This window comes from Woronichinia naegeliana WA131, assembly GCA_025370055.1.
In the GTDB taxonomy this organism is placed as follows: domain Bacteria; phylum Cyanobacteriota; class Cyanobacteriia; order Cyanobacteriales; family Microcystaceae; genus Woronichinia; species Woronichinia naegeliana.
This window is the reverse complement of the sequence record CP073041.1, coordinates 1,360,283-1,373,466: the sequence shown is the minus strand read 5'-3', so window position 1 is coordinate 1,373,466 and position 13,184 is coordinate 1,360,283. Positions and strand designations below refer to the sequence as shown.

The following is a 13,184-nucleotide window of genomic DNA, read 5'->3' as shown; positions in this document are numbered from 1 at the left end:
GCCCTCGTGATTAGGTACTAACCCTATGCAATCCATCGAACCGTCCAAAAATCCTTTAACCAAAATACTGCCTAAATTTCTAGGGCAGGGAGTCATTACCCTTGGTGTAATAGGTGCGATCGCGGCCACTGGCTTGATTGTCTTTAACCTGAACCAAACCAAAGAAAGTGAATCGAAGTCTGTGGCCAGTTCTCCGGCTCAAATGATGGTGGCGAAAACGGTTGTCGCCTTAGGCCGATTGGAACCAAAGGGAGAAGTAATTAAAATCGCAGCCTCCAGTAGTGGTAATCGCATTGCCCAATTACAGGTTAAACAGGGAGATACCGTCAAAAAAGGTCAAATTATCGCTATTCTCGATAGCCGCGATCGCCTACAAGCTGAATTAGAACAGGCTCAGGAACAGGTACGAGTTAATCAAGCTAAGTTAGCCCAGGTGAAAGCAGGAGCCAAAACAGGAGAAATTGGAGCACAACAGTCCACGATTGAACGCCTACAAGCTCAATGGCGAGGCGATAAAGCGACTCAGCAGGCTACCTTAAATCGTTTAGAGGAACAGTTAGCGGGAGATGTGGCGGCGCAAAAAGCTGCTATTCGTAAGTTAGAGGCAGAATTAGCCAATGCCCAGGCAGAATATCAGCGTTATCGGCAATTAAACGAGGAGGGAGCGGTTTCAGCTTCCATCTATGACAATAAAGGTTTAGTCCTAGAAACCAGTCGTCAGCAATTAGCAGAAGCCAAAGCTAATTTGGTTCGTACTCAAGCCACCGGTCAGCAACAAATAAACGAAGCCAAGGCCGCTTTGGAACGAATTGAACGCACGGGTCAACAGCAAATTAATGAAGCTCGTTCTACTCTGGATAAGGTGGCAGAAGTCCGTCCCGTTGATGTACAAACGGCTCTGGCAGAAGTCAATGCGGCTCAGGCTGCGGTTAAAAAGGCTCAAGCCGATTTAGATTTAGCCTATGTGCGATCGCCCCGTCATGGCCAAATTCTGAAGATCCATAGCTGGGACGGAGAAATTGTCGGCAATGATGGCATTGTGGATCTGGGTCAAACGGCTCAAATGGTGGCAGTGGCTGAAGTCTATGAAACAGATGTTAAACGCCTAAAAATCGGACAAAAGGCTGTGATTACCAGTGATGCTTTCACCGAAGAGGCGATCGGTCAAGTCGAGGAAATTGGCTTACAAATTTATAAAAATAAGGTCTTAAATACCGATCCCACTGCGGCCACCGATGCACGAATTGTTGAGGTTAAAGTATTACTAGATCCGATTAGTAGTCGTAAAGTCAAAGCTTTTACTAATCTTGAAGTTACTGTTGCGATTAAGATTCAATAATTTCTTGATTTTCTCCTCTTTTTAAAGAGATTAGGGGGATCAAACCTCAAAAATTAGATAAAGAAGCGAATGAAAACTCAACCCATTTTTCGGAATATTCCCCTGGCTTGGCTCCAACTTAAACGAGAAAAAAGTCGTCTTATGGTTGCGATGGCAGGAATTGCCTTTGCCGATATGTTGATGTTTATTCAATTGGGGTTTCAGACTGCGCTGTATGACAGCAATACCCAACTGCACCAAACCATTAATGCGGATTTAGTTTTCATTAGTCCTCAAGGTAGAAATATTGTTAGTCTAGATACTTTTCCCCGACGACGATTATATCAAGCCTTAAGTTTTGAAGGAGTCACCAGTGCTGAACCGCTTTATACGGATTTTGTTGACTGGAAAAATCCTCAAACCAATCTCAAGACTTCTATTTTATTACTGGGCTTTAATCCGAAAAAAACAGCTTTTTTAATTCCTGAAGTGGAAAAAAATCTAGAGAAATTGAAAATGCCTGATATTCTCCTGTTTGATCGAGGTTCACGGGGAAATTATACAACCGCGATCGCCGATTTAGAACAGGGGAAAACTGTTTCCACCGAAGCCAGGGAACGTAAATTAAATATTAAGGGGCTATTTCTCTCTGGTGCTTCCTTTGCTGCTGATGGCAATGTGATTACGAGTGACCTTAATTTTCATCGCATTATGACCAGTCGTGATCCGTCCCAGGTCAGTGCAGGTTTAATTCAACTTAAACCAGGAGTCGATCCTCAAGTCATGGCCCAAGTATTACAAAAAAATTTACCTAATGATGTCAGGGTTTTAACCAAGGCAGAATTTATCAATTTTGAAAAACAATATTGGTCTGAAAATACCTCCATTGGTTTTATTTTTACGATGGGAACGGCGATCGGTTTTGTGGTTGGGGTTGTTATCGTCTATCAAATTCTATCGGGTGATGTGGCTGAACATACGGCTGAATATGCCACTCTCAAAGCAATGGGTTATCAAGATTCCTATTTATTGACCGTTGTTTTTCAAGAAGCTCTGATTCTGGCTTTTCTCGGTTTTTTGCCCGGATCGGCGATCGCAGTCAGTCTCTATGCTTTAACCCGAAATGCAACCAATTTACCGCTATTTATGACCATGAGCCGAGCCATTACTGTCCTGATTTTAACTATTATGATGTGTTTAATTTCAGGTGGCATTGCTACCCGTAAACTTCGTGCTGCTGACCCCGCCGATATTTTCTGATCGCCAATTCAAGAATGAAGTGCATGGAAAGCTTTTTTTTGAGCTATATTAAGAAATGAGTATATGCCATTTAAAAAATTTTATTTTAGGGTAAGCTGACCAATGGCTGTAATTCCAGATTGAGCTAATTGTCGATATTGGGGACTATTAGATAATATATGGTTTCCTTTAGAAGCAACCCAATGAAAACTTTTTGGTTCTTTATTCAATTCAGGAGCTTTTTCAGATAGAAATACTTTTAGCCATCCAAGCTTTTTTAAGATTGTTTTAACTTCACTGGTATCAGCAGGATGAATTTCGATAAAATAGGTCTTCCCATCATAGCCAACAGCGTAATCCCAACGATTATCACTAGAAAATTCTTGTTTTACGGCATTATCAATGTCCACACTACCTTCACATTTTCGTGAATCATTTGGCTTTATGTTGTTACTGTTTGAACCCAGAGCTTATAATCCGTCTCTAAGATGATTTCTAAGTAAAGGGGTTTGATCAATTGCAGTCTTAAAACTCATGCTTTCTCCTGAGCCGCTTGGGATACAACTTCGGAAGCTCGACTACTAAAACTTGTCAGTCCTCCGTGATCGCGTCATCTAAGTCACCTGGATCTAAGGATGAAATATCTTTCACATAAACACCGTCTTTTTGTTGATCAAAGTAATAAGTTGAAAATGTTTTATTTTTGAGAATATTTTCAAATAATTCTGTCATTGATTCAGAAGATTCTAAATTAAAAAGTTGATAAAGATATTTAACATCAGAATTTTCTTGTTGCAGAAAACGAATTGCCCAAACTGCTTCTAGAAGAACAGGAGAATGAGTAGAAATTATTAATTTGTAACCTTGATTTAAAAGTTCTAAACACATTAGAATTACACATAAAATTGCTTGGGGATGGAGACCCATTTCTGGCTCTTCAATTACTACCCATTCTAAATCATCATTTGGTGTAGAGTTTAACCAATAAAAACTTAACAGTAGAGGCATAAACTCACGTTGTCCTGCTGACCAAGTCATAAAAGGGAATGAATTGCCATCAATATTAAGATGAATTCTTTTACGCATTCCAGTAACTATTACCTCTATCAATGCTCCATGAAAAATACTGTTTTCTATTGCTTTCTTTATCTCTTCATGTGTATCGTAATTAATGTAACTTTTTTGAATTGTTAATCTTAGTGATTCACTGAAATAACGAACTACATAGGGATCGCCAATGTCGAAGCTTGTAAACGGACGAGGCCATCCATTTTCAAGAGCAATTACACGTTGAGCAGGTACTAAAAAAAGTTGTTGCCCATAATAAAAGTCTGAATCTGAAGCTAAATCTCCCGAATCAAACTTTGTTTCATCTAAATATATTTCTGTTTTATTATTCCAAATATTATTCATTCCTTCCCCAAAGTAAAGCTCATAAAATTCATCGGTATTTTCTTCCCAGTCATAACCGTTATTGTTAAGATTATTCACAATATCTTGACTATCAAGCAATAATTTTATTAATTGCAATAAAATACTTTTTCCCGTAGCTTGAGGGCCAACAAATAAAGTTAAATCACCGAAATTTATATCGGCTTCTTTGATTTGACCGAGGTTAGTAAATCTAATATTTTTCATGTTTTCAGATAATTAATTGAGAAAGTAAATTTCTTTTTTAGGACTTCTTTTTTATTTAAGGTAAAGGCTTGTTATCCAAGTCCTATACTCTATGGATTTGGGAACTATTGAAGATCATCACCAGGCAACCAATCTCCCATAACCTGTTCAATGAGATAGGGACATAATTCAGGAAAAAGATTGATTTCCAAATGAGTTTGTCGGGCCGCTTCTCGACGCGCTCTTGTGTATTCTTTTTCTAAAACTTGTAGGGGATAACTTCGTAAACTAGGGCTATCTTCCAACTTACGACGGATTTGCGATCGCCCATCATTCATAGAATCAAGCCAACTATCCGATCGCCGTTGGGGTTGATATTGCCACTTCAGAAGATGCACCATAATCCGTTCCATTTGAGAGGCGATCGCACTGCGCTCACTTTTCCCCAAATCCTCAACCTCCTCAATTAAATGTTCCCAATCAATAGCATCCCAACAACGTTCCCGCAAAAGTTGAGCCGTATCTTTTGCCCAGATTGTTAAATCTTTATCATAGGTAATTGACATAGACCCCTCCTGATCAAATTTTGTTTATCTCAATATTAATGTTAAATAAATACTAAGGGCGATCGCCAAAGCATCTATCAGTTTCTTTAATGTTAAAAATTTCACCATGTTTGCTTAAACTTGTGTCCTTCTTGCTAATAGGCGATCGCGTATGCCAACAGGATTAAATTGTTTTTCGGCTTCTTGTTGAATAAAGTTAGCAAGATTTTGACGCTCTAAAAGATAAGCATTAACTTCTGTTTGATGCTGTAGATAATAACTAAGAACCGCATAAATATCAGCAAGTTCCAGCGATGAATATTGCTCCCGAATTTCTTCGGCAGTCGCTTCTTCCAGAAAAGCAGTAACGACAGTATCTAACGTAATACGAGTTTGATTGACGCGAATAACACCATTAGCATCAGTCTTTAGAGGAACAGAGAAAGTAGTAGGAACAAGTAACATTTTCTTCATTTACTTTTTAGGTAATTTATATTGAGCGATAATTTTTTTTGCAAACTCTGGCACATGGGCCGCTAATTTTTCGGGATAATTACGACGCACATAAAGATAATTCCGAGTGAAATGGGAATCAATACTAAAACGGGCATACTCCAAACCCTTCGGCCCAATTTTTTCGATCACGACTCCCATTAATTTGGCTGCCCACATGGGTAATGTCACCGCTTTATCGTAGGCCGGAATACTTTGTTGCACCGCATTTTTACGATCGCCTTCCGAACTCACTGCTTGGACATCTAACTGATCTTTAATTAGCTCTAACATCTCACGCCCCGTCTCATTGCGAACCACAATCCACTGCCAACCAAAAGGCGCGCCCATATAACCCACCACTAAATCTGCCAAAGAATTCACATAGTCAAAACAACTCATACAGGAAGGCGCGAACACATCCTTTAATTGGTTAGTTTTTAAGCCAAAAAAGGGGACTAATTCCATCGAGCCATCTTCGTGTTTAAAATGCACCCGAAAATCCTGCATAAATTCATAATGCACCACTGTTTCCGGCGATCGACTAGTGGTTTCTAAAAACTTTTTCAACCCTTCCCGTGAAACATTATCCACACAGGGCGTTCCCAAAATATAGAGCTTTTCCAATCCCAAGGATTTCTCTACCGCTCGCAAGGCTTGAATTTGGCAACCGACCCCAATCACCAACAATCGTTTTATTCCCGATTTTTCCACTTCTTCTAATACGGAAAGATTAGGAGATAAAGTCGGTTTATTCACCTTGGCAGCTAAAACCTCGTCCGGCGATCGCGCTATAACGATTTGAGGCTGAAAACGATCTTCCTTGGTATTTTGAACACAAATAACCCCTTCTACTAAACCTCGATTTAACATTTCACAGGCCAAAGTACTCACAATTCCCGTCCATTGGGCCCCAGGGATGGGTTGCTGTTTCTTAGCCGCCATCATTTCCTGATGTACACCGAAATACAGATCATTCTCATTTTCTAAATCCCGACTACGGCCATGGGCTTGGGTTTCCAGGCTGGCAATCTGCTGATTTAAAAAAGCGCAGGCTTCTTTGACATAGTGGATGTAGTAGGTATCACATAGACCACACTCACTACAGAGAGCTTTGGCAGGACGGGGGCTATTCGGCTTTAAGGCTTTGGCTTTTTGGTGAGGAGCGATCGCGGTCATGGTGATTTAGCAGGGTTACAGAAAGGCTTTTAAGAATAGACAATCTTCTCTTACGGTATCCTAGAACGGAATTCTTGGGGAGAACCCCAGGCTGCAAGTAAGAAGAATTTGCTTTTCTGTTTACTAGTATCTAACGTTTTTTGGCAACATGAAAGGCGGATAGATAGGAGAGCGGCAGACTATTTCCTAGGTTTTGCTCAATTTTTTCTCTCAGAGCCTCAAATAAAATGGCCCTTTGTTCCGCTTCTAACTTCAGATAAGGAGAATAGGTATTTAAAAGCATCAAATATTCATCAATGGTATAAACAACCTCAGACCAGAAAGTTCCCTGAACAACTTTTTGAAATTGCCCAGAATCAGTAATAATTTGCCCTAATCCTTGCACGATTTTTTCCTGAGTTTCCTGATCTTCATAGCGATCAAGAAAGGGGGCATGAACTTGATACACCTCTGATAAAAGTAGAGATACATCGTAGGATGGTTGTAATTCTTTATTCCACAATAAAATGAGATGACCCTTTGCTCGTAACGATTGGGCTGCTTTGGGATAACCAATTTCAGCCGGAATCCAATGAAAAGAACTAGCCGCTAAAACAGCATCGAAGCAGTCTGATTCTAACGGCCATTCTTCAAAGGAAAGATTTTTGATGCTAACCTGGGGGTAGGCTTGGCAATTAGTTTGAGCTAATCGACAAAAGTGAGGATTGGGTTCTAGGCAAAGCATTTTGGCCCCTAGGGGCGCGAAGGCGACTGTGGCAGTGGCAGGGCCACAACCTACCTCAAGAATTTTTGAATCAGCTGTGAGGGGCGTGATCGCCAATACTCGCGAGATAAAGGGCTGAGGATAAGACGGTCTAACTTGGTTATAGGCATCGGCGGCGGGAGAATACCAATCTTTGCGATCTTCTAAACTGGTGCTGGCATAACTAACAATGGCGAGACTCAGGTCATTATAATTCATGAAAAAGTCGCTCTCTTGCAATAAACTGATGGGGATAGTTTAACGAATTTTGCTATTGAGGCGATTTTAACCTGATCCTGTTGCAAAGATTAAGACAGTATGAGTTTGTTACAACAGAAAAAGAAAAGCATTAGTTTGTTAAGTCTATTGGCGATCGCGGGTTTAGCATTACACGCCTTAGCTTTACTCATTTTAATTATTCAAGGCATCAGAATTCGTCAATTGAGTTTGAGACAACCGGCCAATTTTGTTCAACTTGTCGCCGGACAACGCCCCCTGCTTGCAGATCCTTTATTCAGAGAACCAGAAGCGATTCGACACTTTGTCAATCAAACCATGACGCTGATGTTTAACTGGTCGGGAATGCTACCGGCTCAAAGCCTAGAAGAGGTCAGTAAACCCCAACGGGATCAGGGGCTTTTTATTCCCACTCCCCAGGGCGGCAATCAAAAAATTTCGACCAATAGTTGGGTGGCCAGTTTCGCCCTCTCGGAAGATTTTCGCAAAGGGTTTTTAAGGGAAATTGCGGGCATGACTCCACCCGAAGTTTTTGCCAGTTCTCCCACTCAAAAAATATCAGCCCAGTTACAAATTAAACGCCTTGATCCGCCTCAATCCATTGGTACCGGAAAATGGCGAGTCGGCATGGTTGCCGATTTAATTCAAACCAGACAGAGTAATGGACAGAAACTCATTGTTCCTTTCAATAAAGATCTGCTAGTTAGAGCCATTGATTATTTTCCCTATAGTTCTCCTAGTAATCTTACCGATTTACAAAAAGCAATTTACAATATGCGGATAGATCAATTAGAAATTTATGAAATTCGTAATCTCTGTTTACTGGATAATAATAGCCGCCAATCAGGAGAATTAGGAAGTTGCCAAAGTCCATCGGAGGGATTTTTACGCTAACCTTTTAAGGCTTTGGAGACAAGATTTATTCCCCATTAAACTGGTTATCGTTTTGCTATTGTCTGCTTGAGTCATATTAATTGTTATACTAGGTTTAGAGGCTTGAGCCATGAGAAAATCATTATCAGTTGCCTATGAACCTGAAACAATTCCTGAAGTAGGGGAATTCAATAGACTTCTGGCACAATAGCGTTTGATCTCCCTAAATCCACCGTTCGGCTGACTCAAGGCCGAAGCCTTAAAAAGGGGGACTTTCTTGAATTGGCAAGAGGTCTATTCTTGTTTGAGTAATATCCAAAAAGTAAAATTTGGAAAATTTTGTGGAATTAAAAAGATAAAAGAATCCAACTTTAGCAGCGATCGCAGATTAATTGATAGTTAATAGTGAAAAGTTGATAATTGATAGTGAAGAGTTGATAATTATCCATTGTCAATTGTCCATTATCCATTGAAAACGCGATCGCTCATTTATACAGCAATTCCTTCCATTGTGAGGTGATTAAGGTCGGCTCTTTGACTAGCGTGTTCCATTGTAATTGCACAGATCTCACCCTGTTCATTGAACTCTAGCAAAGTATTTTCATCAAGGTCTTGGGTATCAACAATATCCACATTTTTGAACTCAATGTATAGGGTATCAGTATCTTTAAAATATTGAAGTTTCATGGCTTAAATCTCCTATCAAAAAATGCGTTGTGAACGGTTTCACGATCTGGGAGAAGAATAACACGAAGATATTTTCCCTCGGCTTCTATAATTCTTGCCCATATCCGAATTCTACCATCTATCTGAATCTGAATTCGTTCGGGATTTTCTATAACAAAAGTAATCCATTCGTCTTTTATGAACAAACGATCTGGGCGGTTTCTCGTGGAGTCAAAATAGGAGGTTGTTTTCAAGGTTTGACACTGAACATTATAAATAATTGATCATTGTCCATTATCTATTGAAAATGCGATCGCCGATTAGTGAATAATTGATCGTTGATAATGAATAGTTGATAGTTATCCATTTAAAACGAGATCGCAACTCCATTCCGTAGGGATTTAACACTGTTAAATCCTTAATTTCTGTGACAAAAGTAAGAGGACTTAATAGTATTAAGTTCCTACAGATCGCGGATTAATTGATAGTGAATAATTGTCCATTGAAAACGCGATCATCAGATAGTTGATAATAAATGGTTAACAACTATTTATTGAAAACTGCAACCACGGCTTAATTTTTAAATCCATTTATGAGTTAATTTAACTTGATTAACACCTTGTAAACCTTCAAACGCTCTACCAACAGCAATAAGTTGAGTATTTTTCATATCGGGCTGTTTGAGTAAATCAATAAAAGGCTCTAGAATGAAATTTTCGTGATTTTTGAGTTCTTCTTTGTCAGAATCATCTGCAAAACTTGCAGGAAACTCTAAAATGCTTAAACCTGGATAATGATATTGCATCTCATTAGAAAGTGATAATAATGCGTAATTATAGGCTGGCAAAAAATACAGGATTGTCGTGTCACCGATACTACTTTGTTTTTTTACTCCTGCGATAGTTTTTTTAGTTGCTGTGATAAAACTAAAATTTTTATCTGTTAAACGCAGGCTTACTTTCCCTTGATCCCACGAATTGTTATTAGATTGATTCAGCAATTCTAAATACTGATTGATATTTTCAATAAAAAAGGAACTAGACTCTTTAAAGTCAATGTCATCTAGTAACTTATTTACTTCAGTTTCTAATTCGATCACTTCGCTATCAATTTGAGCAATTTGCTCTGACAAATTTGTTTGTAATTCAATAGCTCCTTTGATTCTTTCAAGGTGTTTTTTCGATTCTTGAATTCGTCCTAGCTCCATATCAATCTCAGATATTTCAGGTGGTAAGATCACAGATGCTGCAACTTGTAAAGGTTTCATTTGATCTTGAATACTAGCAAGCTCCTCATCGATGAAACGTTGAGCGGAAATTAAGCTTGTCAGTTCATCCTCAATTAGCGTTACTAATTCCTTTGCCTCCTCATTTTCAGAACAAAGTTGCTCAATTTCAAAGTCAAGCCTTTGTTCACTTCCTTTATTTTCATCAAGGTCAATTTCTATTGTCTGTCCACATAAATAACAGGAATTAGATGGCTTGTTGTTAGGGCGAATACTCTGTTCACAAACGGGACAATTCGTTACCCGTAAATTTCTAAAAATCTCACCTGCACTTTTAGTACGCTCGATTCGAGATAATTCATCCTCTATCTTTACACTATATTCTTCCATTTCTCGCAAACGAGATTGAGTGTTTTTAATTTGAGATGAAATTTCAATTCTGTTAGTTTGAAGCCGTGCCCATTTATTACTTAATTGCTCAAAAATAATTGTCCTTTCTGGAGAAAATTCCTCTAGAACATTATTTTGTAATGAAGTGAGAACTTGATCACGCTGGTTAAGCAAACTGATCATTCTGGCATCAAGACTGTCAATAGCAGAGTTAATTGAATCTTCCGTTATAGGAATGTGAGAGTTAATATTTTGCTCGCTCAAAAGTTCTCTTGATATTTGATTTAGCATATTGCTAAATTCTTCTTTTCCCGCTTGTAATTTATAGAGTTTTTTCTGTTTATCTGATAATTTTTGATATTGTGAAGAAAATTGATTTTCAGCAATGCCAAGAAACAACAATAAGCAGGCGTGTTGCTGAACATCGGGCTGCTTGCTAACTAATTCTCCCCATGATTTTTGCTGACGATAGATATGACGAAACAAGCTGCGCCAACTAAGTTCTGGCCATGTACGAGGTGACAGGGGATTACCCTCTGGATAATGTAAGGTAGGAATATTAAGAAGAGATAACAGATGCGATGAAAAATTATCAACTATTATTGGCATTTTGTTAACAAAGACCTTTCCTTTATTTCCAGATTGTTTCCAATGTCGCTCTAGGATCAATTCTTCATCGCCAACCATGAAAACTCCTTTAATAGAATCATATTTCTCGACCAATACTTCGTCAAAGGCTTTTTCTACTGGTTCTCGATCACCCATTAAAAAATCAAGCATTCGGAGCCACTGAGTTTTCCCAGTATTTTTTTCTCCTACTAAAATATTAACTCCATATTCAAAATTTAATTCATCAAAGTCACCTGTTTTCGGAAAACGACTTAATTGTTTTATTACTAAAGTTTTTGTAGTCATCACTCAATAACCTCTCCTAAAGATTTTTGTTCAACTTCTTGTTTGAAAATTTCATAAATTTTGTTTTTTATGTATGAACCACTTTTTGAGCCAAAGGCTTTTTTAACACGGCGCATTTGTTCACATAAACTGCGAAAAGAGGATTGCTCACTTAATTGCTTGGCTCTCTCCTTTCCAATGGAAGTTAACTGATAATTATAGGTATTTTTTTCTTTTTTAATTTTAATTAAACCTCGACTTCTTAGATAGGCAAGAATCTCATAATATCTATGATCCCAAGGCCCATAATGATGCCTTACCATACTGGATTCGATAGAAGTTGAGAAGGAACGAACCCCTTCACCAGTCACCGCACAAGCTTTATCAAAAAGGTGAGGATATCTTACGAAAAAATCTAGTTTTGCTAATTTTGTTAAGCCCTCGATTTTGGTTACACCATGAGCGCGATCTGTTTTGCCACACAATTCTATCAACAAAAGAATCCTTGCTGCATGAAATTCTACAATGTCATCGGCCAATAGTGATACGCCTGCGGGGACTTCAGCAAGTTCATGTATAGATTTCATAACATCTCCCTCGTAAAGCGATGCAAGCACCGCTCCGTTAAGTTATACATATATCCTTGCAAAATGGAAAGAGGTACATTTTCTGTGTTAGCTTGAATTTGCTTTAAGCTCTCTAGACAGCGACTATGAAACTCAACCCCTGTATCCTTTAACGCCCCAGCATCTAATTGAGCTTTTAAACATTGTAGGTGAGCTTGAGTCTCCATTTCAAGTTCCTCACGTTTTGATAAATCCATATAGCTTGGATTTAGAGTACGGCTTCGGTAAAATCTTCTTTGTTCTTGGGCTGTTTCAATTAAACCCGACGAAATCCTCGCTATCTCCATTTTTTCACGAAGTTTATTCCCCTTACCGCCAATTCCTGGATGCTGGGACTGGCCAGACCATTGTTTAATCAATTCTCGGAAATCATTTTGTTTTATCTTTTTGGCTTCTGGATCAAATTGCCATTCTGCTTTACCCGCATCTTGAATTTTTCGGAGAATTTTTTGATATAACTCAGCTAATTGGTCTGCAACCAAATAAAAATTCATGTTTTCGCAAACTGTCTGTAATTTCCGAATATTTGCGTCTTCTACTGTTTTAGACGAGTAACGAATTTCCCAGACAGTCCGAGATAACCAAAAGTCAGTACCATTGCCATTTGGAGATGTATAATTCGGTATTTTTTCAGCAATACTCTGGCACAATCCTGTTAAAGCATCGCCTGCTCGTTTTGGTGAATTTAATGGAAATGTCAATATTTCTAACTCCTTGTTAACTCCCAAACAAGTGACTATACGGAAACAAACCGCTTCTTTTGCACGCTCATTAGCCAAGGATTTCTCAAGAATCGAACTACCTACATTTGATTTTTTTCTTTTACATAGCTCAGAAACACTCCATAAGTGATTAAGTTGATTGCTTTTTGCTTGAACGAATTCAAATTCTTCAATGTCTCCATTTCGACGGATAAGTGTAATATCATCCAAACTTTCACACCATACTTCTACCAGATGTGGATTTTGAAGCATTTCGATACAGTAACCAGATGCAACATGATCCTGAAACTCCAGCCCAATACGACTAATCTCACCGCCACGCTCAATCGGTTCTAAATCACGGTATGAGGGCATAGAATCAGAAAACTCCAGCAAAATGCACAATAACAGGATCAACTATACAACAATCGAGAGAAATA

At 38.7% G+C, this 13,184-nt stretch carries 13 protein-coding genes; 3 read left to right on the top strand and 10 right to left on the bottom strand.

Annotated elements, in window-relative coordinates:
• Nucleotides 1–25: 25 nt before the first annotated feature.
• A complete protein-coding gene (locus KA717_07105) occupies nucleotides 26–1,339 on the top strand; it encodes an ABC exporter membrane fusion protein (GenBank protein UXE62521.1) in 1,314 nt (437 codons plus the stop codon).
• 69 nt (nucleotides 1,340–1,408) lie between these two features.
• Nucleotides 1,409–2,578, top strand: a complete 1,170-nt coding sequence (devC, locus tag KA717_07100) for an ABC transporter permease DevC (GenBank protein ID UXE62520.1) — start codon at nucleotides 1,409–1,411, stop codon at nucleotides 2,576–2,578.
• Nucleotides 2,579–2,658: 80 nt separating this feature from the next.
• Here the strand turns inward: devC and KA717_07095 are convergent, their stop codons facing one another.
• The 6 genes from KA717_07095 to KA717_07070 form a co-directional block, all read right to left on the bottom strand.
• On the bottom strand, nucleotides 2,659–2,967 hold the full coding sequence (locus tag KA717_07095; protein ID UXE62519.1) for a hypothetical protein: 309 nt from the start codon (nucleotides 2,965–2,967) through the stop codon (nucleotides 2,659–2,661).
• 181 nt (nucleotides 2,968–3,148) lie between these two features.
• Entirely contained in the window at nucleotides 3,149–4,195 is a 1,047-nt protein-coding gene (locus KA717_07090) for an ATP-binding protein (protein UXE62518.1), read from the bottom strand.
• 104 nt (nucleotides 4,196–4,299) lie between these two features.
• On the bottom strand, nucleotides 4,300–4,740 hold the full coding sequence (locus KA717_07085; protein UXE62517.1) for a DUF29 domain-containing protein: 441 nt from the start codon (nucleotides 4,738–4,740) through the stop codon (nucleotides 4,300–4,302).
• 114 nt (nucleotides 4,741–4,854) lie between these two features.
• Nucleotides 4,855–5,184 carry a DUF433 domain-containing protein gene (locus KA717_07080; GenBank protein ID UXE62516.1) on the bottom strand — a complete coding sequence of 110 codons (330 nt, stop codon included), beginning with the start codon at nucleotides 5,182–5,184 and terminating at the stop codon, nucleotides 4,855–4,857.
• A 9-nt stretch (nucleotides 5,185–5,193) separates the two neighbouring features.
• A complete protein-coding gene (locus KA717_07075) occupies nucleotides 5,194–6,390 on the bottom strand; it encodes a Coenzyme F420 hydrogenase/dehydrogenase, beta subunit C-terminal domain (protein ID UXE62515.1) in 1,197 nt (398 codons plus the stop codon).
• 130 nt (nucleotides 6,391–6,520) lie between these two features.
• Nucleotides 6,521–7,351 (bottom strand): class I SAM-dependent methyltransferase, encoded by an 831-nt coding sequence (locus KA717_07070; protein ID UXE62514.1) that lies wholly within the window; start codon nucleotides 7,349–7,351, stop codon nucleotides 6,521–6,523.
• A 99-nt stretch (nucleotides 7,352–7,450) separates the two neighbouring features.
• Between KA717_07070 and KA717_07065 the strand changes: the two genes are divergently transcribed.
• Entirely contained in the window at nucleotides 7,451–8,263 is an 813-nt protein-coding gene (locus KA717_07065) for a hypothetical protein (GenBank protein UXE62513.1), read from the top strand.
• A gap of 468 nt (nucleotides 8,264–8,731) precedes the next feature.
• Here the strand turns inward: KA717_07065 and KA717_07060 are convergent, their stop codons facing one another.
• The 4 genes from KA717_07060 to KA717_07045 all read right to left on the bottom strand — a co-directional run bounded on the left by KA717_07060 (nucleotide 8,732) and on the right by KA717_07045 (nucleotide 13,119).
• Nucleotides 8,732–8,929 (bottom strand): DUF2283 domain-containing protein, encoded by a 198-nt coding sequence (locus KA717_07060; protein UXE62512.1) that lies wholly within the window; start codon nucleotides 8,927–8,929, stop codon nucleotides 8,732–8,734.
• 559 nt (nucleotides 8,930–9,488) lie between these two features.
• Complete coding sequence (locus tag KA717_07055; protein UXE62511.1) at nucleotides 9,489–11,438, bottom strand: hypothetical protein; 1,950 nt, start codon at nucleotides 11,436–11,438, stop codon at nucleotides 9,489–9,491.
• Complete coding sequence (locus KA717_07050) at nucleotides 11,438–11,956, bottom strand: hypothetical protein (protein ID UXE62510.1); 519 nt, start codon at nucleotides 11,954–11,956, stop codon at nucleotides 11,438–11,440. The genes KA717_07055 and KA717_07050 overlap by 1 nt, the downstream gene beginning before the upstream one ends.
• A gap of 44 nt (nucleotides 11,957–12,000) precedes the next feature.
• A complete protein-coding gene (locus KA717_07045; GenBank protein ID UXE62509.1) occupies nucleotides 12,001–13,119 on the bottom strand; it encodes a DUF4297 domain-containing protein in 1,119 nt (372 codons plus the stop codon).
• Between the last annotated feature and the right edge of the window lie 65 nt (nucleotides 13,120–13,184).